Consider the following 26665-nt stretch of genomic DNA (forward strand, 5'->3'; position numbering starts at 1 on the left):
TAATTAATTTTACTACAGCTATTTCTTATTTATCAAACAATCTTTGGAAAATTCCTTTTTTCCTGTGAAGAATTTCGTCGGCTACTGCTTTGGATCGTTGTCTTTCAAGACTTTGAGTTAGATTATTAACCAATTGAATATCGTGTTCTTTAATGGTTTCGGGTAATGATAACACGATTTTATTTTTCTCTTGTTCTTGTTTAAACAGGACCTGTGTATTTTCTAATAATTTATTAATATCATAGAGTTGACCGTCTTTAACAGTTAATTGCTGTTTAATAAATTCGATATTACTTTTAAGTATTTCAATCATATCTTCTTTTAATAGATTCACCACTGTAACTGCAACTTCTGATTCTGCTTCTGAAGAGTGATTATATTTTAGAGCTTGTTTAATTGCTTCTAGACCTTTTTCTTCTACACATGTTTTACCATTGTGGGATATTAAAAAAGGTTTTACTTCAGGTAATTTCATCTTAGCGTAAGCCGTTACTTTACTGATATTTAAATGTTTAGCTATTTTAAATGCATCATAGATCATTGTACACGCCTCCTAAATTATATATAGAAAGTATTCTCCAAATATTTCCAAATACCTTCTATAATAAATTAAATTTAATAAGGCCATTGTAAAATTTAATTAAACACTTAGCAGGAATGTATAGTAAAGTACTAAGATTAGGAGTTTTATCGGGTTAAGGGTTAGTTAATAGTGCCGTTAAATTTAACGACACTATTAACAATGGAAAAGGTTATTTTTGCTTAAATTCTTGCTGTAAGTACTTTTGAAAGTCTTGGCATCGTAATAATATTTTCTATATGGATTTTTATTTAAAAAAATTCATGAAGAATACAATAGTTGGGATACCTATGAGGTCAATTAGAAATGCTCCGACTAATGGAACTATTAAAAATGCCTTTGGAGATGGACCATATTTTTCAGTAACAGCTCCCATATTAGCTATAGCATTTGGAGTAGCGCCAAGACCATGACCTGCCATACCAGCTGCCATAACGGCTGCATCAAAATCTTTTCCAAGGAATTTAAATACAACAAATACTGTGTATAATATCATAAATATTACTTGTGCAGTAACTATTATTAATAATGGTCCTGCAAGTCCTACAAGTTCCCATAACTTCAATGTCATTAATGCCATTGAGAGGAAAATTCCAAGGGACACGTTGCCCATTAAATCTATGGTGTAATAATCAAGTTTAGCGATGTGTATTTTATCATTTATATTTCTAAAAGCTACAGATACAAACATAGCGCCTACATATCCAGGTAAAGAAAGGCCTGTAGCTGTTGAAAACCATCCGCTGGCAATAGACCCGATTGTCATACAAACAGTTATTATTGCCATATGAGCCATAACCATATTCGTTGTGATTTTTGTATTTCCTGTGTCGCTTACTACATTTTCAAAGGATTTTACGTCATAGTTATCTGATGTACTAGGTTTTAATTTGTGTTTGTCTATTAAATGCTTTGCAATGGGGCCCCCGATAAGACCACCAGATATAAGACCAAAAGTGGCGGCAGCTATAGCTACGGTAGTAGATCCTGCAATACCCATAGCCTCAGCAGTTTTTCCAAAAGCGGCTGCTGCACCATGTCCACCTTCCATTGAAACTGAACCTGCCATAATACCAAACATAGGGTGAATTCCAGTAATCTTTGCAAATACAATGCCTATAACATTCTGTGAAATAGCAAGGACTCCACATAGCAGCCAGTAGATAATTAAACATTTTCCACCTTTTTTAAGTAATTTAAAACTTGCGCCAAGTCCAATAGTCGTAAAGAAAGCTATCATAAAAGGAGATTGAAAAGTTGTATCCATACTAATTGTTATTAGACCGCTCTGTTTTAAAACAAGGGCAAGTATTGAAAATAGTAAACCTCCAATTACAGGGGCAGGAATACAAAACTTTCTAAAAAAAGCTACCTTTTTTATAAGCCAGTAACCTAATAGTAATAATAAAATTGCGGTTGCTAAGGTTGCTACCATATCAACCTTGAGAGTAAGTAAATCTTCTACTAATTCTGTTTTCATAATTGCTCCTCCTTTAACATCAAGATAGTGTAAACACTATCTTTACTTTTTTTATATAAATCCTTGCATTTGCAAGGATTTAAGTTGTTTTTAAAATAAAAAAACAATGACCCCTTCTATTTGATATAATTGTTGTATCTGAACTCAACAAAATACCAAAAGGAAGGTGTCATTGTGAGTACAATTATATCAATGTTAGTTACCTATAATCAAGTATTACTTTCTCAAATTAAACAATTACTTATTTTTATTGCTAAAAATATACCGCTAAAAGTTCCAAAATACGATATGACAAGTCCTAAATATAAAAAACTTACTGTAGACAAATTGCCTACTATCAAAACTTTTGAAAAGCTTAATTATAATCAACTATTAGATGAGTATAAAACCTCTCATGGTAAGGATAAAAAACCTGTCAATTCTCGTGGTAAATATCCAGTATCCCCAGAGACCATCTGCCCTCAATGTGGCGCTCCGCACATCTATATCTACGATAACGCTGGAGGCCGTGGGCAGCTTTGGTGCAAAGTTTGTGATCTGCATTTCAACAAAAATAAGGTTAATTTTAAAACTGAGAGCTTCCTTTGCCCATTTTGTGGACACTCTTTAAGTAAGAAGAAGGACCGTAAAAACTTTTATATCCATAAATGTGTTAATAAAAAATGTAATTATTACCTGAATTCTCTTTCAAGGCTTTCTCTTGAAGATATTAAAGAATACAAGAAAGATAAGCACAGATTTAAACTGCATTACATTTATCGTGAGTTTACAACGAATTATTTTGATGTAGATTTATCTTCTATGCCAAAAGGTGCTACTAGCCTAAATTTCAGAAATTTTTCGTCTCATGTAATGGGCCTATGTCTAACATATAACATTAATTTAGGATTATCTACACGCCGTACGGCGCTTGCTCTTTGGGAAATACATGGAGTTAAAATATCTCATGTCATGGTTAGCAGATACGCCGTCACAGCTGCCGCTTTAGTTAAACCCTTTGTCGATAATTATGACTATAAGCCTACTGATTACCTCGCTGCTGATGAAACTTATACTAAAGTCAAAGGAGTCCATCAATATGTTTGGCTTGTTATGGACGCTATCAAGAAATCAATTTTAGGATACCAAGCGTCTTTTAGCCGTGATACTGGCCCTTGCATTTTGACTATGCGTATGGCTTTCGATAAGTTCAAAGAGTTTCCCGGCAAGTCACTTAAATTCGTTGCTGATGGCTATACTGCATATAAGCTTGCTGAGCAACAGTTTAAACTTAACGGCATGGACTTCGATGTAATCCAAGTAATTGGTCTTACTAACTCTGATCCTATTTCAACCGAATATCGTTGGCTTAAACAAATAATAGAGCGTCTCAACAGAACATTTAAATTTTCCTATAGGGTTACAAATGGCTTTGGTAGTGAAGAAGGTTCCAACACGCACTTGGCGTTGTTTGTAGCATATTACAACTTTCTCCGCCCACATAGCTACGCTTATTGGGGACCATTGAACTCAATCCCTGAACTTGAAAAGATTTCTACTATGCCAGCAAAATGGCAAAAGTTAATCGAACTTTCACAGCAACTTATAATAGAAAAACAGGTTGTATAAGTGAATTTACCTTTTAATATAGTTTGAATTTTCTTACCCGGCAGGGTTCCGTAAAAAAGGAACAATCTGATTAGGTATATTTTTGCTGACTTTTTTTATTTACCAAAAAAATTACAAGGTTTTGATGAAGACAAAACTAATATTTCATTCCTTTAAGGTATATTTTCACTTTTCAAGGTGCAATTTAAATTCCAAAATTTTTAATCTTGTTTTTTCATAGATTAGTTAACACTATCAACATCAAGACAATGTAAACGTTGTCTTGATTAATTTTATTATACCACTTTCTAATTTTAACAGTGCTAGACATCTATAGAAACATAAGAGTGGTTTTAATAATATATGTAGAATTAAATGCTATATGTTCGATAAAAAAGTATCAGTTAATTATTTAGTAATAAGGATTCGTTTAGAGAGGATTTATAATAGATTTGAGATAATTAGTAAATAAAAACTGTATATTGAAATCAGTTCCAGATATTAAGGATCCACCAATCTGATACTTTAGGGAAATCCTTAATTGAATATGTGAAAAACTCTAGGGAACGGGGGTTTTGGTAAATCATTAGACTTTTCAAAGGCTTAAAAGAATATAAATAACTGTAAGGAGTGATTTATATGAAGTTGATATATATATTATTAGTTGTAAAAGTATTGTATAGTGGAAAAGCTAATCCGAAAAAAATAGTAAAAACAATTAAAAAGGAGTCTAAGTTTTGGGGTAAATTAATTACTGAAATCAGTAAACATTATAAGTAGGTTTGTATCTATATAAAAACGTTACAACTTCACTTGTGAAAACATAGGGTTTCCATCTTTATCTAACAATACAGTAATTCCTCCAGCATAATCCTCAATATTAATTAAATAATTTGTTACTGTGTCTGTATCTACAAGTATTTTACAACGTACTGCTAATGCATCAGCCCGATTGCATACAGTTTTAAATGTTTTATTTCTTATCTTATCATTCTTATTAAACATTTTTTCCTCCTATATTTTTTATTTCGCAATATTATTAAATATAGCCAAAAATTAAGGTTGTATACTTAATAGGGGGAGACTTTTGTTATTTGACGACAGTTTCTCAAAAAAATGTTTCTATGTTGATAATAATTAGCCATGTGTATCAGGATGAGAAACATTGAATTATTTAGACTAATATGTAGAAATATGAATGTAATCTAGCTAGAGTAGCTATGTTGTGAAATTATGCTCTTATTTATGTGATAGAATACTCCTTGTCGTCACAAACGAGTGGCACGATAAGCTAACTGTTGATAACTATTTAGTATGTTTTCAAATGAAAATAAATTAAAAAAATGTTGACAAAACAAGAAATACCTAGTAATATAGTAGAAGTCGTCACATGATGACAAAGCGAATTGGTCTTTGAAAATTAAACAGAGAAATAGGTAAAGATAGCGAAATAATATTTCGTTAAACCAGTTAATTACTTTAGTATAAAGTAAAATTTAGTCGTAAGACTAAAAGTATGTAATGAGCTTGCGTAACAACTTAACAGTTGTCGCAGATTAATCATTTCAACTAAAAAAGTGTAAACTTTTAAATTGAGAGTTTGATCCTGGCTCAGGACGAACGCTGGCGGCGTGCCTAACACATGCAAGTCGAGCGATGAAACCTTTCGGGGTGGATTAGCGGCGGACGGGTGAGTAACACGTGGGTAACCTGCCTCAAAGAGGGGAATAGCCTCCCGAAAGGGAGATTAATACCGCATAATATGTTTTGGTCGCATGATCGAAACATCAAAGGATTTTTCTTCGGAAAATTCCACTTTGAGATGGACCCGCGGCGCATTAGCTAGTTGGTGAGGTAACGGCTCACCAAGGCGACGATGCGTAGCCGACCTGAGAGGGTGATCGGCCACATTGGAACTGAGACACGGTCCAGACTCCTACGGGAGGCAGCAGTGGGGAATATTGCGCAATGGGGGAAACCCTGACGCAGCAACGCCGCGTGAATGATGAAGGCCTTCGGGTTGTAAAGTTCTGTCTTCTGGGACGATAATGACGGTACCAGAGGAGGAAGCCACGGCTAACTACGTGCCAGCAGCCGCGGTAATACGTAGGTGGCAAGCGTTGTCCGGATTTACTGGGCGTAAAGGATGCGTAGGCGGACATTTAAGTCAGATGTGAAATACCCGAGCTTAACTTGGGTGCTGCATTTGAAACTGGGTGTCTAGAGTGCAGGAGAGGTAAGTGGAATTCCTAGTGTAGCGGTGAAATGCGTAGAGATTAGGAAGAACACCAGTGGCGAAGGCGACTTACTGGACTGTAACTGACGCTGAGGCATGAAAGCGTGGGGAGCAAACAGGATTAGATACCCTGGTAGTCCACGCCGTAAACGATGAATACTAGGTGTCGGGGGTCGAACCTCGGTGCCGCCGTTAACACATTAAGTATTCCGCCTGGGGAGTACGATCGCAAGATTAAAACTCAAAGGAATTGACGGGGGCCCGCACAAGCAGCGGAGCATGTGGTTTAATTCGAAGCAACGCGAAGAACCTTACCTAGACTTGACATCCCCTGCATAACCCAGAGATGGGCGAAGTCCTTCGGGACAGGGTGACAGGTGGTGCATGGTTGTCGTCAGCTCGTGTCGTGAGATGTTGGGTTAAGTCCCGCAACGAGCGCAACCCTTATCATTAGTTGCTACCATTAAGTTGAGCACTCTAGTGAGACTGCCCGGGTTAACCGGGAGGAAGGTGGGGATGACGTCAAATCATCATGCCCCTTATGTCTAGGGCTACACACGTGCTACAATGGTGAGTACAAAGAGATGCAAGACCGCAAGGTGGAGCCAAACTCAAAAACTCATCCCAGTTCGGATTGTAGGCTGCAACTCGCCTACATGAAGCCGGAGTTGCTAGTAATCGCGAATCAGCATGTCGCGGTGAATACGTTCCCGGGCCTTGTACACACCGCCCGTCACACCATGAGAGTTGGTAACACCCGAAGTCCGTGAGGTAACCGTAAGGAGCCAGCGGCCGAAGGTGGGATTGATGATTGGGGTGAAGTCGTAACAAGGTAGCCGTAGGAGAACCTGCGGCTGGATCACCTCCTTTCTAGGGAGTAGATGTATTGACTTCGGTCGATGCAATAGAAGAATATTAATTTGTTCTTCAAAAATATCTATTGTAATTAATCGTACCTAGTTCTCTGTTTAATTTTGAGAGACTAATTTTATCTAACTCTTAGGAGTTAGATAATGAATAGTTTTTCTTAAAATGTTCTTTGAAAATTGCACAGTGAAAAAAGTTGTTTTAAAAAAATTAAAACTACGCAAGTAGTTTATAAATTAATTTAATACAATTTCGCAAAATTAATATAACCGTCTATGTAAATAGACAGAATCAAGGTCAAGCTACAAAGGGCGCATGGCGAATGCCTTGGCACTAGGAGCCGAAGAAGGACGCGTTAAGCTGCGATAAGCTTTGGGTAGGCGCAAATAGCCTGTGATCCAAAGATTTCCGAATGGGGGAACCCACATAGTAACAACTATGTACTGCATACTGAATAAATAGGTATGCAGAGGTAGACCCGGGGAACTGAAACATCTAAGTACCCGGAGGAAGAGAAAGAAACATCGATTTCCTAAGTAGCGGCGAGCGAAAGGGAAAGAGCCCAAACCCAGGTCTTTGATCTGGGGGTTGAGGATAGATCATAAATACTGCAATTCCTTAATTGAAGATAGCTGGAAAGCTGCTCCGCAGAAGGTAATAGGCCTGTAAATGAAAAGGAAAAACAGTCAGATCTAATCCAGAGTACCACGAGACACGTGAAACCTTGTGGGAAGCTGGGAGGACCACCTCCCAAGGCTAAATACTACCTAGTGACCGATAGTGAAGAAGTACCGTGAGGGAAAGGTGAAAAGAACCCCGGAAGGGGAGTGAAATAGAACCTGAAACCGTGTGCCTACAACCGGTCGAAGCACTTTATATGTGTGACGGCGTGCTTTTTGTAGAACGAGCCAACGAGTTACGATATGTAGCAAGGTTAAGTACTTAAGGTACGGAGCCGAAGGGAAACCAAGTCTGAATAGGGCGCATAGTTGCATGTCGTAGACCCGAAACCGGGTGACCTATCCATGGCCAGGATGAAGCGGAAGTAAAATTCCGTGGAGGTCCGAACCACGTTGGTGTTGAAAAACCATGGGATGAGCTGTGGATAGCGGAGAAATTCCAATCGAACTCGGAGATAGCTGGTTCTCCTCGAAATAGCTTTAGGGCTAGCGTCGATTAATTGAGTAATGGAGGTAGAGCACTGAATGGGCTAGGGGCTGACAACAGTTACTGAACCCTATCAAACTCCGAATGCCATATACTTTTATTTCGGCAGTCAGACTGCGAATGATAAGATCCGTAGTCAAAAGGGAAACAGCCCAGACCATCAGCTAAGGTCCCAAAGTGTAAGTTAAGTGGAAAAGGATGTGGGATTTCTAAGACAACTAGGATGTTGGCTCAGAAGCAGCCACTCATTTAAAGAGTGCGTAATAGCTCACTAGTCAAGAGATCCTGCGCCGAAGATGTCCGGGGCTAAAACTTACCACCGAAGCTATGGGTGTACACAATTGTGTACGCGGTAGAGGAGCTTTCTGTACTGGCTGAAGTCATACCGTAAGGAGTGGTGGACGGTACAGAAGTGAGAATGTTGGCATGAGTAGCGAGAGTTAAGTGAGAATCTTAACGGTCGAAAACCTAAGGTTTCCTGAGGAAGGCTCGTCCTCTCAGGGTTAGTCGGGACCTAAGCCGAGGCCGAAAGGCGTAGGTGATGGACAATCGGTTGATATTCCGATACCACCAATGGACGTTATTAGAAATGGGATGACGCAGGAGGATAAGATGTGCACACTATTGGATGTGTGTCTAAGCATTTAGGCGGAGCAGACAGGCAAATCCGTTTGCTCTTAACGCTGAGATGTGATGGGGAAGGGAATTTATTCCTGAAGTATCTGATTCCACGCTGCCAAGAAAAGTCTCTATCGAGGATATTGGTGCCCGTACCGCAAACCGACACAGGTAGGTGAGGAGAGAATCCTAAGACCATCGGAAGAATTGTTGTTAAGGAACTCGGCAAATTGACCCCGTAACTTCGGGAGAAGGGGTGCCTACGTAAGTAGGTCGCAGAGAATAGGCCCAAGCAACTGTTTAGCAAAAACACAGGTCTCTGCTAAAGCGAAAGCTGATGTATAGGGGCTGACGCCTGCCCGGTGCTGGAAGGTTAAGGGGATTACTTAGCGCAAGCGAAGGTATGAACTTAAGCCCCAGTAAACGGCGGCCGTAACTATAACGGTCCTAAGGTAGCGAAATTCCTTGTCGGGTAAGTTCCGACCCGCACGAATGGCGTAATGATTTGGGCACTGTCTCAACAACACATCCGGCGAAATTGTAGTGCAAGTGAAGATGCTTGCTACCCGCGATTGGACGGAAAGACCCCGTAGAGCTTTACTGTAGCTTAGCATTGAATTTCGGTATTGTCTGTACAGGATAGGTGGGAGACTGAGAAACATGGGCGTCAGCCTGTGTGGAGTCATCCTTGGGATACCACCCTGACAGTACTGAGGTTCTAACTGGAGGCCATGAATCTGGTCACAGGACATTGTTAGGTGGGCAGTTTGACTGGGGCGGTCGCCTCCAAAAAAGTAACGGAGGCGCCCAAAGGTTCCCTCAGCGCGGTTGGAAATCGCGCGAAGAGTGCAAAGGCAGAAGGGAGCCTGACTGCGACACTTACAAGTGGAGCAGGGACGAAAGTCGGGCTTAGTGATCCGGTGGTACCTCGTGGGAGGGCCATCGCTCAACGGATAAAAGCTACCTCGGGGATAACAGGCTGATCTCCCCCAAGAGTCCACATCGACGGGGAGGTTTGGCACCTCGATGTCGGCTCGTCGCATCCTGGGGCTGAAGTAGGTCCCAAGGGTTGGGCTGTTCGCCCATTAAAGCGGCACGCGAGCTGGGTTCAGAACGTCGTGAGACAGTTCGGTCCCTATCCGTCGCGGGCGTAGGAAATTTGAAGGGAGCTGTCCTTAGTACGAGAGGACCGGGATGGACAAACCTCTGGTGCACCAGTTGTCACGCCAGTGGCATCGCTGGGTAGCTATGTTTGGAAGGGATAAACGCTGAAAGCATCTAAGCGTGAAGCCCACCCTGAGATGAGATTTCCCATAATGCGTGTTTTTAACACAAGTTAGTAAGACTCCTGGAAGACCACCAGGTTGATAGGTTAGAGGTGTAAGCATGGTAACATGTTCAGCTGACTAATACTAATAAGTCGAGGGCTTGACCTAAATAAATAATTAAAAGTAATGCGATATACTTCTTTCGTAAGAAAGAAGCGAGGCTTTGAGCGTGAGCGAAAAGACTAATTCACTGTGCAATTTTCAGAGAATATTTATATTCTCAATCTGGTGATTATGGCATGAAGGTAACACCCGTTCCCATACCGAACACGAAGGTTAAGCTTCAATGCGCCGATGGTACTGCAGGGGTGACCTTGTGGAAGAGTAGGTTGTCGCCAGGTAAGAAAAAACCGCTAAGTTTAACTTAGTGGTTTTTATTTGGTTAAATACAATTACATTTTTGGATTTTAGTGACACTTTAATTTTAGGAGAATATACTATAGGGACAAGATCCATACTTCTAAAAAAAAGGGGTATTCAGTATGAATAAAAGATATCTATCAGGTATTGTCTTTATAGTTGTGGTTATGATAAGTGGATGTACTTTAGCGAATAAATCGGAGGCTGCGGTGAAATTGCCTCCTAGTGACGCAAAAATATATCAAACTAACGTTAGAGTGTCTCAAAATACTATACAAAAAGAAAATGTACAAAATAACAGTATTAAACTTTTAGCTCAAAAAAAACAACAGCCAATTGCTCAAATAATATTTAAGCAAGGAAATAAGGGCAGTAAAGTTAAGGAAATACAGCAAAAGCTTAATAAATTTGGTTATAAACTTTATGCAGATGGAGACTTCGGACGATTAACCTATTATGCGGTTATAGACTTTCAAATGAGAAATAAGCTAATCAAAGATGGCATAGTAGGTAATTTAACACTAAAGAAACTTAATATGAAACCAACTTCACAGTCTATGTATAAACCACCAGTAATACAAAAATATACACCTAAAGTTTCAGTTTCAAACAATTCGTTAGAAAAAACTATAAACAGTAAGAACATTTATAGTTCAACTGCTTATTTTATATGGATTGATTTATCTCACCAAAGGGTAAATATATTCAAAGGGTCTAACAGAAAATGGAATCTTGTTAGATCAATGGTTTGTTCTTCAGGAAAATCAAGAACACCAACAGTTAAAGGTAATTTTACCGTTGGAATTAAAGGAAGCTACTTTATTTCAGATGGAGGCGCTAGGTGTAAATATTATACTCAAATAAGAGGTAACTATTTATTCCACAGCGTACTATACGATAGAAAGGGTAATTATGTTATAGATAACACCCTTGGAGTTCCTGTATCTCACGGATGTGTAAGGTTAGCTTTAAAAGATGCTAAATTTATATATGATAATATTCCAGCTAGAACTGCTATTTGGAGCAAATAAAAAGTAAGTTATAAAAGGATATATACTCGAAAATAAGAATTCCATTTGGTATTCTTATTTTTATTGTATGCTACAATGTGTTAAGTTATTCTTTAGTTATGCTTAATAGCTCTATTTTATAATTTCCATCAGGAGATGCTACTTCTACTATAGTTCCTACTGTTTTTCCGAATAATACCATTCCTATTGGTGACTCAATACTAAACTTGCCATTTAATATATCCACTTGTAATGTTGTTACAAGTTCTATTTCTTCGATATCATCGCTACCTTCAAATTTTATCATTAATTTATCACTTATATTTGCCCCTTTAGTATTATAAATAACATCATCTATAACTTCAGCGGTTCTAATCATTTTTATTAAATATCCCATTCTTCTGTAGTTTTCGTACATATTTGTTTTGGCAGCTTTATATTCAGCATTTTCACTTCTATCACCGTGAGCAGCAGCTATCATTTTTTCATGTGCAATTTCCATGGTTAAAGGACCTTTACGATAATCAAATTCTTTTTGAAGGTCTTCAAGATCTTTTTTAGTAAGCTTATTATTCATTTTAGCACCTTCTTTTATCTTTTTTACAGATTGTTTACTATATAATTTAATAGTACATTTATAATTATATTTCTTAAAAAATCTGGAGTATTACTTGTATATTTTACTATTGAACTTGCCGTTTTTCAACTTTTTTCAGTAAGTACTGTTATTCTTCCATCCACATGACCACCAATGATCATAAGTTAATGATAGCATTAATAACTCCATCTAAGTCTATAAGGTATTTTATTGTGGGCATTTATGTAAACATTTACAAATAAAAAGCACCTCCGAAACAAATCTTCATGATTATTATAAATATGTAGAAATATGTTTAAAGTTTTTTATCCAAATCTTGAGAATAATAGAGTATAATAAAAGAAGTCATTGTAAGTAATATAAATAAAAAAATATTAAATATGAAGATGAGAAAAACAACTTAAAGAGGGGGTTGTAAATGCAATCAATATTAAGAACAGCAATTGAAAACAGTAAAAAAATTACGAAAGATGGACAAGTAGCAACGTATATTCCTGAACTTGCAAAGGGGGATAGAGATGCTCTTGGAGCATGTATATTTGACATATGCGGTAATATTATTGTAGAAGGTGACTACCTAACAAAGTTCACTATTCAAAGTGTATCAAAGGTGGTAATCCTTATATGTGCTCTTATTGATAATGGAAAGGATGTAGTTTTTTCTAAAGTAGGTAAGGAACCTTCAGCGGACCCATTTAATTCATTGGTTAAGTTAGAAATGAAGGAGACACATAAACCATCAAATCCGTTTATAAATGCAGGTGCAATAGTTTGTACATCCCTTGTGGAAGGAGATAATGGGATAGAAAAATTCAGTAAAATTCACAATATGATGAAAAAATTAGCAAATAATAATGACATTGAGGTGAATTATTCAGTTTATAACTCTGAAAAATTAACTGGGAATACAAACAGAGCTATTGCTTACTATCTAAAGGGAGCAGGCATAATTGAAAAGGATGTAGAAGACGTATTAGACGCATACTTTAAATGCTGCTCAGTTGAGGTAGTTGTTGAGGATATAGCAAGAATGGCATCAGTAATTGCAAACAATGGAGTAGCACCATGGTCAAATGAACGGTTAATTCCAGAGTACATCAATAAAATAGTTAAGGCTATTATGATGACCTGTGGATTATACGACAGATCCGGAGAATTTTGTATTGAGGTTGGTGTTCCTGCTAAAAGCGGAGTAGGGGGATGTATTATGGCTGTTGTTCCAAACCGTATGGGAATAGCAGTTGTAGGGCCAGCACTTGATATGTACGGAAATAGTATTGCTGGAACGAGAGTTCTAGAAGAACTTTCTAAAGAACTCAATCTAAGTATCTTCTGATTTTTCTAAGAAAATACATAATAGGGTATGGTGATGATAGAAAAAAGTTATTATATTTCAGTATTTAAATTATTAGAAGGAGTGTGACAAAATGTTAAATTTATTAAATTCTATTGTAACATCAGTTAATAACATACTTTGGTCTTACGTGCTCATAATTTTACTTATAAGTATTGGAGCATATTTTACTATTCATCTTAAGTTTCCACAGTTCAGATTTTTCTCTCATACATTTAAACTTCTTAGGAATGGTAGAAAAACCTCAGATGGCAAGGAAGGTGTGGCGGTATCATCATTTCAGGCATTCTGCATAAGTGTTGCTTCTCATGTTGGTACTGGAAATCTTGCGGGGGTTGCAATAGCCGTAACAGTTGGAGGTCCAGGAGCAGTTTTCTGGATGTGGGTTATAGCTCTTTTAGGTGCAGGCTCAAGCTTTGTTGAAAATACATTAGCACAGATTTATAAAGTAAAGGGTGAAAACGGATACAAGGGTGGTCCTGCATACTATATGGAAAAAGCGCTTGGCAAACGAAAGCTTGGTTTAGTATTCTCAGTACTTATAACTATATCATTTGGACTTGTATTTAATTCAGTTCAGGCAAATACTGTAACATTAGCGTTTGAAGGAGCATTTGGTATTACAAGATTCTGGGGGGGTATGATCCTGGTAGGACTTACTGCTTTGGTTATATTTGGTGGGGTTAAGAGGATAGCAAAAGTTGCAGAGATTCTAGTACCAGTTATGGCTGTAGCCTATGTATTCGTTGCATTCTTTGTAATTTTCAAAAATATAGCTCAAGTTCCAGCTGTATTTAAAATGATTTTCCAAGGTGCTTTTGGTTTAAAGCAATTTACAGGCGGCGGAATTGGTGCAGCGATTATGATGGGTATTAAAAGAGGCCTATTCTCAAATGAAGCAGGTATGGGAAGTGCCCCAAATGCAGCGGCTACAGCGGATGTAAGCCATCCTGTTAAACAAGGTATTGTGCAAGTATTTGGAGTTTTCCTAGATACTATAGTAATATGTAGTGCAACAGCATTTATTATTTTAATTTCTGGGGAACAGCTAAATAACGGACTTACTGGAATAGAACTGACACAGGTAGCATTAACCTCGCAGGTAGGTAACTGGGGCAATATATTTATAGCTGTATGCATTTTCATGTTTGCGTGGAGTTCTATAATTGGAAACTATTATTATGGTGAGTCAAATATTGAGTTTATGAATGGAAATAAAATATGGCTTACTACTTTTAGAGTAGGTGTACTTGGTATGGTATTTTGGGGGTCAATGTCTTCAATAAGTATTGTATGGAATATGGCAGATTTATTTATGGGAGCAATGGCACTCATAAATCTTGTTGTTATTTTCAAATTAAGCAAGGTACTTCCAAAGGTAATTAAGGATTATGCAATTCAAATTAAACAAGGTAAAGATCCAGTATTTCATGCGAATTCTATTGATGGACTTAGCAATACTGAGTGTTGGGATAAGGATTAGTAGGGTATTCTAATAGTATATTTAAATCGGTTATTGAACAGGCCATATACGGTGTATATTTTTAGTATATGGTCTGTTTTTATATATTATAAAAAAATTCTTTATGAATATTAGGGAAGCAAGATTTTTCATATCATAAATTTTATTGGAATTATTTTTAAAAGTGTTAGAATTAATTAACTTGGTATATAATGATATTATTAGATAGAAAAGTAGTTTTAAAATAAATTATAAGGTGTGTTGACATGGAAGAGTTAAGAAGCGCGATTAATGAAATATTAAAGCAGGATATTTTAAAATTAGTTATTAGTAATAAAATGAATAAAGATGTACAGTATAATAAAATAACATTCGTATTGAAAGAAGATGATGTAAAGCAATATTATCAAATAGAAAAAAACACCGATAAGCAAGCTTTCCATGAGAATATTACTATAGATGTTTTAGGAGAAAAAATACTAGAATATGTATCAGCGAGTTATAAACAAGTAGATGCTTGGTCAAATACAATTACATTTGATTTGAAAATATCTAAAAAAGGTAAAGTTCATTTAGGGAAGAAAAAAAGTGATAATGTAAAAATTGCTAATAAAGGACATAACAAAGAAAAAAATTATATTCTTAAAGAGGGTATGATAATAGAGCCTCTTATAGATTTAGGCATTTTTACAAAAGAAGGCAGGGTTGTTAATTCAAAATATGATAAGTATAAGCAAATAAATAAGTTTGTTGAAATTATTGATGAGGAAATTAAGAAGAATAATTTTAAGGAACTTACTATATTAGATTTTGGATGTGGAAAATCTTACTTAACATTTGTATTATATTATTACTTTGTTGAAATCAAAAAAATCAATGTAAAAATGATAGGACTTGATCTTAAGGAGGATGTAATTAAAGAATGTAATGACATATCTAAAAGATACAATTATGAAAACTTACATTTTGAGCTAGGGGATATAAATGGATTTAAATATGATAATAAAGTTGATATGGTAATTACATTACATGCGTGCGATACAGCTACTGATTATGCTTTATATAATGCGATAAAGTGGAATAGTAATATGATTTTCTCTGTTCCTTGCTGCCAACATGAATTCAATAGCCAAATTAAAACAGAGTCATTATCGATACTAACAAAGTATGGAATAGTACAAGAAAGGGTTTCGGCACTTATGACAGATTCAGTAAGAGCAAATCTTTTAGAAAGCGTCGGATATAAAAGTCAGCTTCTAGAATTTATAGATATATCACACTCTCCTAAAAACATATTAATTAGAGCTTCAAAAGCTAATATATCTAAGGATAAAAAAGAGAAAGCATTATCTGAAGTTAATATTTTAATGAACCAATTTAATTTAAATTCAACATTATTTAATTTATTAAAAAAAGATAATTTAATTTAAATTATATCGATTAATATGGATAACATAATGATAGCTTAATCAATCTAATTTAAATTCAACATTCTTTAATTTGTTTTAAAAATATAATTTTAATTTATTTTTTATATTAAGAGACGATAAGCTAGAGTGCTGAAAAAAATATATAAAAAGAGAGTAGATGAGATGAAAAAATGTTAACAATATATGCGGTATCGGATTCAATAGGAGAAACAGCGGAACTTGTGGCTAAATCAGTAGCGAGTCAGTTTCCAGATAGTGTAATAGTGAAAAAAACACCACATATTAAAACAGCTGAGGATGTTAATTATTTTATTAGCAAAATAGATAGGGATTCAAAAGTAATGATTATTTCGACTATTATTATGGTAGATGTAAAAGAATTTTTAGTACAAAGATGTGTAGAAAAAGGAATATTTGTATCGAATGTTTTAGGACCAGGGATAGGACTAGCTTCTAAGTTATTAAATAAACAGCCAGAATACATTCCAGGAGCAATATGGAAAATGGATAAGGATTATTATAAAAGAATAGAAGCTATGGAGTTTGCTATGCAATATGATGATAGCAGGGATTATGATGGGATAAAACATGCGGACGTAGTGCTTATTGGTGTTTCAAGAACTTCAAAAACCCCATTGTGTATGTATTTAGCTAATAAAGGAATTAAAGCTATAAATATACCGTTAGTACCTGAAGTTCCTGTTCCAGAAGAACTATATAACATTCCTGGAAGGAAGATCATAGGGCTTAAAATAAATCCTTTTGAGCTTATTGAAATAAGAAAAAATAGAATTGGTAAATTCAATGGGCTTAATGCTAACTTTCAATATGCTAATGATTCAAGAATATTAGATGAGTTAGATTATGCTGAAAAAATAATGAAAAAAACAAGGTGTTTAACAATTGATGTTACTAAAAGAGCTATAGAAGATACGGCTTTAATTATTATGAAAAGTATAGGGTATGATCAATAGTATTTTTAATGCTTTATTTAATAATAGTAATATTTTTAAATAAATGCTTTGCTGTGTAATGATTTTACTTAAAATAAAAAAATTGTATTTCGTGTGTGAATTTTATGATACATTAATAGCATAGTAAAAAAATATAAACTAAATGTTAAAAGGGAGTAGCTGCCTATATTGGTGATAAAGTCAACATACCGACCTTTTGGTCTGGCTTTATGGTGGCTGAGTTCAGTCAGGTTAGACTTTTAACACAATGGTTTTATCGTTGCATGTAAGGTCTTTTTTAGTATAATCATTTATGCTAAAGAAGATTTTTAGCAGGATAGAATTTCATTGTGTTGAAGGTCTTTTTATTTATAAATTTTAATTTAAAGGGAGGGCATCAAACGGCGATATTTATTAAAGCATTATTACTTACTTAATCGGTGTCCATTTCAGAAACAATATTATTAGCTATTAATTATTATATAGTATATAATGGTAACAAAGAAAGGAAGTTTTTGTATGAAGACAAGAGGAAATAAAATATCTATAATTGGAGCAGGTTTTGTAGGTTCTACTACGGCATTTGCTTTAATGACTGGAGGATTAGCATCTGAAATTGTAATTGTAGATATAAATAAGGAAAAAGCTGAGGGCGAGGCAATGGATTTATCACATGGAGCTTCCTTCGTAAGGCCTATTGAAATAACGTCTGGAGAGTATTCAGACACAAAGGATTCAGATATAGTAATTATTACAGCTGGAATTGGTCAAAAGCCAGGAGAAACAAGGCTTACCTGTATTTCGAAAAATTTAAAAATATTTCAAAGTATAGTTCCGGAAGTTGTAAAATTCAGTCCCAATTCTATATTATTGGTAGTGTCAAACCCCGTGGATGTATTGACTTATATAACCTATAAGCTTTCAGGATTTCCAAGCAACAGAGTAATTGGGTCGGGGACGGTTCTTGATACTTCGAGATTTAAATACCTGCTTAGTCAGCATTTTGAAATTGACGCTAGAAATATACATACCTATATAATGGGTGAACATGGGGATTCAGAAATTGCTACTTGGAGTTTAACTAGTATTGCGGGTATGAATGTTGATGAGTACTGTGATATGTGTCCTAAAAAATGTGGTGGAGAGATGAAGTTTGATATATATAAGGAAGTAAAAGAAGCAGCCTATACTATTATTAAAAAAAAGGGTGCAACATATTATGCTGTTGCCCTAGCCATAAAAAGAATAGTTGAAGCAATATTAAGCAATGAGAACTCTATTCTTACAGTATCATCTCTGCTAAAGGGTGAATATGGAATCCAGGACATTTATATGGGAGTTCCAACAATTTTAGGTAGAGAAGGGGTAAAAAAAATACTACAAGTCAAACTCAATGAGGATGAAACAGATAAACTTTTGGAATCTTCAAAGGTGCTGAAGACAGTTATAAAAGATTCCAAAATATAAGGTTGAGGCATCCGAAATAAAATAACAAGTAAAAAATTGCCGAATTTCATTTTAGAATAATTAAATAGGATTATGAATATAAAAAGAATCTTTTCTGAATAGTTAAGATTTTTTTTGTGCTAAATTTTTAACGTAACCCATCTCCTATAACACTTTTAGGCATAATATTATTCTCATTTGAACAAATATTAAGCCAACTATTACCCTTTATAAATGTGCCAGTGCCGATAGGAACATAACTGATGTTACTTATTTTATAATCTTCTTGAATTATAGAATTGTTGCCAGAACTATAAAATAATTTTGATAAAGGGAACCCATATAATGTTACCTCAATTTTGGGATATATTTTAAAGGTAATAATTTATATAGCAGTACTTTCAAAATAATCTCTATTTGAAAGTACCGCTGGAGAATCAGGCTTATATTCAGCCGCTTTATTATTATATTTAATTGACTCTGCTCTACTTCCTAACCTGTCATAACAAACACATAGTTGTAAATTGGGTATATATCCCCAATAATCATGAGATATAAAGCCCCAACTATTAACTGGCTTATTAAGTTCTGATGCGAGCTTATACCAAAAAATAGCCTTGTTATAATCGGAAATCTCAAAATAGTGGGTTCCTATAGTACAGCATATTTCAGCTCTTGGAGTATCATATTCAAAGCTTCTAAGTAGTATTTTTAGCATGGCTTTTTTATCACCTATAATGTTATAACAGTTAGAAAGATCAAAGCAGGCACTTATATTATCCTCTACCCAGCCCTTTTCTGTGTCTAAAAATTCATTGAAATATTTTATTGCTTCTTCAAAAAATCCATTTTGATGTAATTCCCTGGAATAATAGAAGAGTCCTCTTGGTGTTAAAGATTGCCCATCTGACAGCAATTTTTTATAAATAGATATATTTCTACCTTGTACTGCGGCATGTTCTTTTCTATGTGTTATGCAAACATCGGCGTTTATAATATTTCCTCCCATTACTAGGCATTCATGAACAGGTTCTGTCCATTTACAATTATTTATTCTTTTTGACAAGCGTTCTCTAAAATATGATAAGGTAACTGTTCCATTTTCATCAAAGCCTACGTTATACATCATCATAACATTATCTACATCTAGAGTTAAGCTTTGCTTAAGTTGTTTAAATTTTTTTATATCTTCTTCGAGAATGATATCATCAGCGTCTAGCCAAAGAATATAATCCATTTTTGCTTTAGAAAAAGAAAAATTTCTAGCAGCAGAGAAATCATCAATCCACTGGAAATTAAAAAAATCATCTGTATATTCTTGTGCAATTTTTTTTGTGTTATCTGTGGAGCCAGTGTCAACTATTATTATTTCGTCAACAATATCCTTAATACAGTCAAGACACCTACCTAAAACATCTTCCTCATTTTTTACAATCATACATAAACTAATAGTTACCATATAAGATATAAGCCTCCTAAAACAAATTTACAGTATATAATATGCTGTGGGTTGGAATAGGGAGCATATTTAAAAATAAATTATAAAATGTAACTAAGGTTATGAAAATCATTTCTAAGGCCATTAGGATGAATTTATAAATAGGATAGGTACATTTTTTAATAATAAGCGTAATATGTAATTGAAGCATAATTTGCTGTGACTAAGTGATCGAGGAAGGGATAAAGTAATGATTGAGAATAGGAAAACTTCAATAATAATTTTAACTTACAACAATCTTATTTACAATCACAAATGCGTTGATAGCATAAGGAAATACACTAAAGAGAATACCTACGAAATAATTGTTGTAGATAATAATTCTACTGATGGGACAAGAGAATGGCTTAAAGACCAGAAGGATATAAAATCTATTTTAAATGATGAAAATGTAGGTTTTCCAAAGGGCTGTAATATTGGAATAGCTGCATCAGGCAAAGAAAATGATATTTTGTTTTTGAATAATGATACGGTAGTTACTCCAAGGTGGCTTGATAATCTTAAAATATGTCTTTACAGTGATGATAAAGTTGGAGCAACTTCATCTATAACTAATAATTGTTCTAATTATCAGTCTGTAAGTGTGCCTTATAGTGATGTTAAAGATATGATTCCATTCGCTGAGGCTAATAATGTTTCAAACCCCGAGAAATGGGAGGGGAAAGTAAGGCTTGTGGCATTTTGCATGCTTATAAGGAGAGATGTTCTTAACAAGATTGGCGTTATGGATGAGCAATTTTCACCTGGAAATTTTGAAGATGATGATTTATGCATGAGAATTATAGAATTGGGATATAAGATGATGCTTTGTAATGACAGCTTCATACACCATTTTGGCAGTTCATCTTTTAATAAAGATTATACTGAATTTAATAATGTACTAACGACAAATCGTAAAAAAATTGAGGATAAGTGGGGGTTTAACTCTAACGTAGGCAGCACATTAAAATTTGACATAATACAGCGTATAGATGAGCCAAAAGAAAATGGTCTAAATATTCTTGAGTTTGACTGTGGGCTAGGTGCTACACTACTTAAGTTGAAATATATGTACCCTAACGCTGATATATATGGTATAGAGACAAATGAGCATGTAGCGAGGCTAGGTGGAAAAATTCTAGAGTTAATAACTGATGATTTTGAAGAAAATTATAGCATGAACTTTAAAAAAGACAAGACAAATTTTTTTGATTATATAATTCTTGGCAATAGACTTCAACTAAGTAAAGACCCTTGGACATTACTAAATGAAATAAAAAAATTTTTGAAGCCTGGGGGATATATAATTGCGACTATTCCTAACTTAATGCATCATTCAGTTATAAAAGAGTTATTAAGAGGAAGCTTTATGTACAGCGGAAATTCTATTTTAAATAGAAATAATAATAAGTTTTTTACTTTAACAGATATATGCAAAATATTCGATGAGTGTGGGTATAGTAATCCATATATATTTCATTATCGTACTGAATTAACACCGGAAGATGATCAGCTATTAAATAATATTTGTGGTATTGTTGGTAAAGATATGAAAGAGTATTTCTTATCTTACGAGTATGTAGCTAAATATCAAAAAAATGTATAGTGTGCAGAGATTGACAACTATGTTGGCAGTCTCTATTTTTTAGCAAGGAGAAAATTGGCATAGTGTAATTGTTAGACTTTTTTCGTTTATAGAAATATTTATGACTATCTGAGGCTAAGCTAGTTTATTTTTGTTGCAAATTGTCGTATGGTGTATAATGATTAATGTAAACAAAACTGGATATAATTACAAAAATAAATATTAAAGATTATCAGGTGGCAAAATTAAATACCAAGTGGTTAAAGGAAGGTAGTAAAAATGTATAAACATGAAATATTATTTCAAGATTATTTAGAACTAAAAAGTAAAGAATCAAAAGATTGTATTATGGGTTTTCAAGAATACAATGAGCCTGGGAAAGATATAGAAATTAAAGTTAATTTAATAAATGGCGACTGGTTAAGGGTTTATTATAATGATAGCGATATAGATTGGTGTTAAAAAATAATGTAGCTATTATATTAGAGTCAGTTGTTTGTAAACAGTCTGAAACATAAAAATAATCCTCCCAATTTGGGAGGATTATTTTTATGTTAAGATAAACCAAAGAAATACCTTAATTTTTTTATAGATAACATAACTTATTAGCAAGCTACCTTATTAGCAAGCTACCAAGCATATTCCCCTTAAGTATCTACAAGTATAAACTATGATTTCTCTAATTCTATATAGTTCACTTTCCTTATTTCGTGCCCTCCAGATTTTTGCATAATCACAGAACCATACTTCGAGATTTTCTGCGAGATCCATTGGACTAAATACTGTATCTACATCATTTTTAGAATACTCATTCTTCAAAAGATTTAGGAAAAAGCTATTCACAAGTTGTATTGCCCTTGCTGAAACAATAAATTCTTGCAGATCAAAGGTGTTTATGCACACTTTTTTAGACAATGTAGTAAACTTATTTTCTATTTCACAAGCTATGTCATAACCAGCTAAAATCTTTTTCCAATCAAGCTCGCTGAAACTTTCTTTAATATCTGAATTTTTACAATGATTTTCTTTCCATTCGACTAGTTCATACCAGCCTACGATCTGCTCCTTGGATAATTTATTAAGTAGAGACACGAGTTCAAGTGAGTCATCACCATACTCTATTAAGGACAACGCTTTAAATACATTTTCAAACTCTTTCTCGCCATCTGGGTTCCATGATAAGGACGCTCCGTATGCCATGCCTGGAATTGAGCTACTTAAAAAATTTATATGACCAAAATCTCCCCAGTCAGTATTGAGAACGCCTGTTGCACCATATTTAACACCATAGGCTACCATTCTTTTAATATTCTCAAAACCCTTATCGACTTTGTTCACTAGTTGATTCCATCCCCATACACCTGGGCACACGTACTGCTCCATACCTGACTCAGTTATTGCTTTTGTGCCATCCTCTTTGGCATTTTCGTTATAGTCCCAATTAAGACATATGGCATCCTTACTTATATTATTTAAAAGTTCAGGATGATGTAAAATCACATCCCCCCAGAACATAACCTTCTTGCCTTTTTTCTTGACTATATCTATTACTTTGTTCAAAAATTCAACATATAACATTCCAACCCCAACTTCATCGGCTTTGGCTTTACTTTTACCCTTTCCTAAATCAAAGGTTTCATCACAGCATATATTGAATGTGTCTGAGCTAAATAGCGGTATATATTGCATTAGCATTTCTTCAACTAGTTTTATGCTACCTTCATTAGTTGCATCCAGTGTGTGTGAAACCATTCTATGACCAAAAGAGTACTCGCCTCCCTCACTGTTTTCTAGCTCACACAATTCATTGAAGGACTTTGACCTAAGCACCTCATACATATGCCCGAAGGTAGACAAGGATGGGATTAATTCAACATGCCTTTTTTTGCAATATTGGTCAAGTATTAATATTTCCTCCGCTGTTAGTGGATCTTTGTCCATCCATATTTCACTCATGCCTTTAAATGCAAAAGTATGTTCTATATACAATTGCAACTGATTAATTTTATAAAAAGCTGCCCTGTCAACTAGTTCCATAAGCATTTCAAGTGTTGGTACCTTGCCTCTTGTAACATCATGATAGAACCCACGGTTAGTAAAATATGGCTCGTCTTCAATTTTGAGATTTGGAAGTAAAGTTCCATTTTGCCTAATAATTTGTCTAAATGTCTGTACTCCATAAAATATGCCTATGGAAGTAGCAGCACATATTTCGATGCAGGTTCCACCAATAATTAAGGTGTAAGCCTCTTTTGGACCTGATACTTTTTTAAATCTAATTACGGTTTTATCATTATGGCAATCAAAGGCCTTATTTATTACTAATTTGAAGCCTAATTGTTGCTGAATTTCATCTTGTAATACAATCGCGGCATTTAAGTCATCAAAATCACATTGGTAATCTAAGACTATCTCCGTATCACGTCTAAGTTGCAATGTACCTTTATTTAGTTCTAATTGTTTTGGACTTGGTATTAAAAACATATTGTACACTCCCTAAATTTTGTTTGATTAGAATCCGGGTTACTAGCCCTTAACTAGGGTAATAAATCCCGATTTTACTGAGTATTATAGAGAAAAATATCTATAAAATAAAAGCATCCATTTTATAATAGTTTTGCGATAAACTTTATATAAAAAGATGCTAATAAAATGAACAAAAAATATTTTAAATCAAACTCTTACCTACTTCTCTACGCTATACCATATTGGAGAAGAAATCAATAGACTTATAGATAATAAAAAAATTACCAAAAGCAATTAATAACAAGGATACGGTTTCAAGCCATAGTCTAAGACTTAGAAGTGTTTATATTAACATTTGTGTAAAAATAAACTACATATATAGTAAAAGCGTATATGTTAACTTTCTACATTATATGTGTCTATTATAAATGCATCTTGTTAAAAGAAATAAAAAATGTGTTATCAATATATAAAACGGTAAGATATTATATATTGATACTAATAGAGTTGATTTTGAAATGTATTGATAATACTTAGCCATGTGTATCTGGATGCGAAATATTGAATTATTTAGACTTACATGTAGAAAAATGAATATAATCTAGCTAGAGTACCTATATTGTGAAATTATGACCTTATTTATATGATAGAATACTCCTTGTCGTCACAAACGAGTGGCACGATAAGCTAACTGTTGATAACTATTTAGTATGTTTTCAAATGAAAATAAATTAAAAAAATGTTGACAAAACAAGAAATACCTAGTAATATAGTAGAAGTCGTCACATGATGACAAAGCGAATTGGTCTTTGAAAATTAAACAGAGAAATAGGTAAAGATAGCGAAATAATATTTCGTTAAACCAGTTAATTACTTTAGTATAAAGTAAAATTTAGTCGTAAGACTAAAAGTATGTAATGAGCTTGCGTAACAACTTAACAGTTGTCGCAGATTAATCATTTCAACTAAAAAAGTGTAAACTTTTAAATTGAGAGTTTGATCCTGGCTCAGGACGAACGCTGGCGGCGTGCCTAACACATGCAAGTCGAGCGATGAAACCTTTCGGGGTGGATTAGCGGCGGACGGGTGAGTAACACGTGGGTAACCTGCCTCAAAGAGGGGAATAGCCTCCCGAAAGGGAGATTAATACCGCATAATATGTTTTGGTCGCATGATCGAAACATCAAAGGATTTTTCTTCGGAAAATTCCACTTTGAGATGGACCCGCGGCGCATTAGCTAGTTGGTGAGGTAACGGCTCACCAAGGCGACGATGCGTAGCCGACCTGAGAGGGTGATCGGCCACATTGGAACTGAGACACGGTCCAGACTCCTACGGGAGGCAGCAGTGGGGAATATTGCGCAATGGGGGAAACCCTGACGCAGCAACGCCGCGTGAATGATGAAGGCCTTCGGGTTGTAAAGTTCTGTCTTCTGGGACGATAATGACGGTACCAGAGGAGGAAGCCACGGCTAACTACGTGCCAGCAGCCGCGGTAATACGTAGGTGGCAAGCGTTGTCCGGATTTACTGGGCGTAAAGGATGCGTAGGCGGACATTTAAGTCAGATGTGAAATACCCGAGCTTAACTTGGGTGCTGCATTTGAAACTGGGTGTCTAGAGTGCAGGAGAGGTAAGTGGAATTCCTAGTGTAGCGGTGAAATGCGTAGAGATTAGGAAGAACACCAGTGGCGAAGGCGACTTACTGGACTGTAACTGACGCTGAGGCATGAAAGCGTGGGGAGCAAACAGGATTAGATACCCTGGTAGTCCACGCCGTAAACGATGAATACTAGGTGTCGGGGGTCGAACCTCGGTGCCGCCGTTAACACATTAAGTATTCCGCCTGGGGAGTACGATCGCAAGATTAAAACTCAAAGGAATTGACGGGGGCCCGCACAAGCAGCGGAGCATGTGGTTTAATTCGAAGCAACGCGAAGAACCTTACCTAGACTTGACATCCCCTGCATAACCCAGAGATGGGCGAAGTCCTTCGGGACAGGGTGACAGGTGGTGCATGGTTGTCGTCAGCTCGTGTCGTGAGATGTTGGGTTAAGTCCCGCAACGAGCGCAACCCTTATCATTAGTTGCTACCATTAAGTTGAGCACTCTAGTGAGACTGCCCGGGTTAACCGGGAGGAAGGTGGGGATGACGTCAAATCATCATGCCCCTTATGTCTAGGGCTACACACGTGCTACAATGGTGAGTACAAAGAGATGCAAGACCGCAAGGTGGAGCCAAACTCAAAAACTCATCCCAGTTCGGATTGTAGGCTGCAACTCGCCTACATGAAGCCGGAGTTGCTAGTAATCGCGAATCAGCATGTCGCGGTGAATACGTTCCCGGGCCTTGTACACACCGCCCGTCACACCATGAGAGTTGGTAACACCCGAAGTCCGTGAGGTAACCGTAAGGAGCCAGCGGCCGAAGGTGGGATTGATGATTGGGGTGAAGTCGTAACAAGGTAGCCGTAGGAGAACCTGCGGCTGGATCACCTCCTTTCTAGGGAGTAGATGTATTGACTTCGGTCGATGCAATAGAAGAATATTAATTTGTTCTTCAAAAATATCTATTGTAATTAATCGTACCTAGTTCTCTGTTTAATTTTGAGAGACTAATTTTATCTAACTCTTAGGAGTTAGATAATGAATAGTTTTTCTT

16 protein-coding genes and 4 rRNA genes are annotated in these 26665 nt (G+C 35.5%); 14 read left to right on the top strand and 6 right to left on the bottom strand.

Annotated features, from left to right (window positions below):
- Window positions 1-25 precede the first annotated feature (25 nt).
- Together KTC94_RS15900 and gltS are read right to left on the bottom strand one after the other, a co-directional pair.
- A complete protein-coding gene (locus KTC94_RS15900) occupies window positions 26-541 on the bottom strand; it encodes a hypothetical protein (protein ID WP_216303241.1) in 516 nt (171 codons plus the stop codon).
- 286 nt (window positions 542-827) lie between these two features.
- Complete coding sequence (gene gltS, locus KTC94_RS15905) at window positions 828-2060, bottom strand: sodium/glutamate symporter (protein ID WP_220287364.1); 1233 nt, start codon at window positions 2058-2060, stop codon at window positions 828-830.
- A gap of 174 nt (window positions 2061-2234) precedes the next feature.
- On the opposite strand from gltS, the gene KTC94_RS15910 reads away from it, so the two are divergent.
- Both KTC94_RS15910 and KTC94_RS15915 read left to right on the top strand, forming a co-directional pair.
- Window positions 2235-3668 carry a DDE-type integrase/transposase/recombinase gene (locus tag KTC94_RS15910; RefSeq protein ID WP_258280699.1) on the top strand — a complete coding sequence of 478 codons (1434 nt, stop codon included), beginning with the start codon at window positions 2235-2237 and terminating at the stop codon, window positions 3666-3668.
- 618 nt (window positions 3669-4286) lie between these two features.
- Window positions 4287-4427: a hypothetical protein gene (locus KTC94_RS15915; RefSeq protein ID WP_216303239.1), complete on the top strand. Its 141-nt coding sequence runs from the start codon at window positions 4287-4289 to the stop codon at window positions 4425-4427.
- A gap of 21 nt (window positions 4428-4448) precedes the next feature.
- Here KTC94_RS15915 and KTC94_RS15920 read toward each other — a convergent pair whose 3' ends face one another.
- On the bottom strand, window positions 4449-4652 hold the full coding sequence (locus KTC94_RS15920) for a DUF6440 family protein (protein ID WP_216303238.1): 204 nt from the start codon (window positions 4650-4652) through the stop codon (window positions 4449-4451).
- A 583-nt stretch (window positions 4653-5235) separates the two neighbouring features.
- On the opposite strand from KTC94_RS15920, the gene KTC94_RS15925 reads away from it, so the two are divergent.
- The 4 genes from KTC94_RS15925 (at window position 5236) to KTC94_RS15940 (ending at window position 11254) form a co-directional block, all read left to right on the top strand.
- Window positions 5236-6753, top strand: a 16S ribosomal RNA gene (locus tag KTC94_RS15925).
- Between the two features lie 292 nt (window positions 6754-7045).
- Window positions 7046-9971 (top strand): 23S ribosomal RNA (locus KTC94_RS15930).
- A 116-nt stretch (window positions 9972-10087) separates the two neighbouring features.
- Window positions 10088-10204, top strand: a 5S ribosomal RNA gene (rrf, locus tag KTC94_RS15935).
- Together the 16S, 23S and 5S rRNA genes form the textbook arrangement of a ribosomal RNA operon.
- A gap of 141 nt (window positions 10205-10345) precedes the next feature.
- Window positions 10346-11254, top strand: coding sequence for a peptidoglycan-binding protein (locus KTC94_RS15940; RefSeq protein ID WP_216304463.1), 909 nt, complete (start codon window positions 10346-10348; stop codon window positions 11252-11254).
- An 85-nt stretch (window positions 11255-11339) separates the two neighbouring features.
- On the opposite strand, the gene KTC94_RS15945 is transcribed toward KTC94_RS15940, so the two are convergent.
- Entirely contained in the window at window positions 11340-11810 is a 471-nt protein-coding gene (locus KTC94_RS15945) for a GreA/GreB family elongation factor (RefSeq protein WP_220287768.1), read from the bottom strand.
- 439 nt (window positions 11811-12249) lie between these two features.
- Here KTC94_RS15945 and glsA point away from each other — a divergent pair, with 439 nt between their 5' ends.
- The 5 genes from glsA (at window position 12250) to KTC94_RS15970 (ending at window position 18497) form a co-directional block, all read left to right on the top strand.
- Window positions 12250-13167: a glutaminase A gene (glsA, locus tag KTC94_RS15950; protein WP_220287770.1), complete on the top strand. Its 918-nt coding sequence runs from the start codon at window positions 12250-12252 to the stop codon at window positions 13165-13167.
- Between the two features lie 91 nt (window positions 13168-13258).
- Complete coding sequence (locus KTC94_RS15955; protein WP_220287772.1) at window positions 13259-14668, top strand: sodium:alanine symporter family protein; 1410 nt, start codon at window positions 13259-13261, stop codon at window positions 14666-14668.
- 245 nt (window positions 14669-14913) lie between these two features.
- The gene (locus tag KTC94_RS15960; protein WP_220287775.1) at window positions 14914-16077 is read left to right on the top strand and encodes an SAM-dependent methyltransferase; all 1164 of its coding nucleotides are present in this window, start codon (window positions 14914-14916) and stop codon (window positions 16075-16077) included.
- Window positions 16078-16247: 170 nt separating this feature from the next.
- A complete protein-coding gene (locus tag KTC94_RS15965) occupies window positions 16248-17051 on the top strand; it encodes a pyruvate, water dikinase regulatory protein (RefSeq protein WP_165414415.1) in 804 nt (267 codons plus the stop codon).
- A gap of 498 nt (window positions 17052-17549) precedes the next feature.
- The gene (locus KTC94_RS15970) at window positions 17550-18497 is read left to right on the top strand and encodes an L-lactate dehydrogenase (RefSeq protein ID WP_220287777.1); all 948 of its coding nucleotides are present in this window, start codon (window positions 17550-17552) and stop codon (window positions 18495-18497) included.
- 364 nt (window positions 18498-18861) lie between these two features.
- Here the strand turns inward: KTC94_RS15970 and KTC94_RS15975 are convergent, their stop codons facing one another.
- On the bottom strand, window positions 18862-19935 hold the full coding sequence (locus KTC94_RS15975; protein WP_220287779.1) for a glycosyltransferase: 1074 nt from the start codon (window positions 19933-19935) through the stop codon (window positions 18862-18864).
- A gap of 229 nt (window positions 19936-20164) precedes the next feature.
- Between KTC94_RS15975 and KTC94_RS15980 the strand changes: the two genes are divergently transcribed.
- The gene (locus KTC94_RS15980) at window positions 20165-21559 is read left to right on the top strand and encodes a glycosyltransferase (RefSeq protein ID WP_216304473.1); all 1395 of its coding nucleotides are present in this window, start codon (window positions 20165-20167) and stop codon (window positions 21557-21559) included.
- A 258-nt stretch (window positions 21560-21817) separates the two neighbouring features.
- A complete protein-coding gene (locus KTC94_RS15985; RefSeq protein WP_165414411.1) occupies window positions 21818-22000 on the top strand; it encodes a hypothetical protein in 183 nt (60 codons plus the stop codon).
- A gap of 159 nt (window positions 22001-22159) precedes the next feature.
- Here the strand turns inward: KTC94_RS15985 and KTC94_RS15990 are convergent, their stop codons facing one another.
- A complete protein-coding gene (locus KTC94_RS15990; RefSeq protein WP_220287781.1) occupies window positions 22160-24022 on the bottom strand; it encodes a glycoside hydrolase family 20 zincin-like fold domain-containing protein in 1863 nt (620 codons plus the stop codon).
- A 966-nt stretch (window positions 24023-24988) separates the two neighbouring features.
- Between KTC94_RS15990 and KTC94_RS15995 the strand changes: the two genes are divergently transcribed.
- Window positions 24989-26506, top strand: a 16S ribosomal RNA gene (locus tag KTC94_RS15995).
- Window positions 26507-26665: the final 159 nt, after the last annotated feature.

Source organism: Clostridium sp. CM028 (genome assembly GCF_030585565.1).
Lineage (GTDB): Bacteria > Bacillota > Clostridia > Clostridiales > Clostridiaceae > Clostridium_AD > Clostridium_AD estertheticum_B.

What these genes read in the sequence shown, in the direction of transcription:
- KTC94_RS15900 (WP_216303241.1), bottom strand. Translation starts at nt 541, where the DNA reads ATGATCTATGATGCATTTAAAATAGCTAAACATTTAAATATCAGTAAA.
- KTC94_RS15945 (WP_220287768.1), bottom strand. Translation starts at nt 11,810, where the DNA reads ATGAATAATAAGCTTACTAAAAAAGATCTTGAAGACCTTCAAAAAGAA.
- KTC94_RS15940 (WP_216304463.1), top strand. Translation starts at nt 10,346, where the DNA reads ATGAATAAAAGATATCTATCAGGTATTGTCTTTATAGTTGTGGTTATG.
- KTC94_RS15985 (WP_165414411.1), top strand. Translation starts at nt 21,818, where the DNA reads ATGTATAAACATGAAATATTATTTCAAGATTATTTAGAACTAAAAAGT.
- KTC94_RS15960 (WP_220287775.1), top strand. Translation starts at nt 14,914, where the DNA reads ATGGAAGAGTTAAGAAGCGCGATTAATGAAATATTAAAGCAGGATATT.
- KTC94_RS15990 (WP_220287781.1), bottom strand. Translation starts at nt 24,022, where the DNA reads ATGTTTTTAATACCAAGTCCAAAACAATTAGAACTAAATAAAGGTACA.
- KTC94_RS15915 (WP_216303239.1), top strand. Translation starts at nt 4,287, where the DNA reads ATGAAGTTGATATATATATTATTAGTTGTAAAAGTATTGTATAGTGGA.
- KTC94_RS15920 (WP_216303238.1), bottom strand. Translation starts at nt 4,652, where the DNA reads ATGTTTAATAAGAATGATAAGATAAGAAATAAAACATTTAAAACTGTA.
- KTC94_RS15965 (WP_165414415.1), top strand. Translation starts at nt 16,248, where the DNA reads ATGTTAACAATATATGCGGTATCGGATTCAATAGGAGAAACAGCGGAA.
- KTC94_RS15970 (WP_220287777.1), top strand. Translation starts at nt 17,550, where the DNA reads ATGAAGACAAGAGGAAATAAAATATCTATAATTGGAGCAGGTTTTGTA.
- glsA (WP_220287770.1), top strand. Translation starts at nt 12,250, where the DNA reads ATGCAATCAATATTAAGAACAGCAATTGAAAACAGTAAAAAAATTACG.
- KTC94_RS15955 (WP_220287772.1), top strand. Translation starts at nt 13,259, where the DNA reads ATGTTAAATTTATTAAATTCTATTGTAACATCAGTTAATAACATACTT.
- gltS (WP_220287364.1), bottom strand. Translation starts at nt 2,060, where the DNA reads ATGAAAACAGAATTAGTAGAAGATTTACTTACTCTCAAGGTTGATATG.
- KTC94_RS15980 (WP_216304473.1), top strand. Translation starts at nt 20,165, where the DNA reads ATGATTGAGAATAGGAAAACTTCAATAATAATTTTAACTTACAACAAT.
- KTC94_RS15975 (WP_220287779.1), bottom strand. Translation starts at nt 19,935, where the DNA reads ATGGTAACTATTAGTTTATGTATGATTGTAAAAAATGAGGAAGATGTT.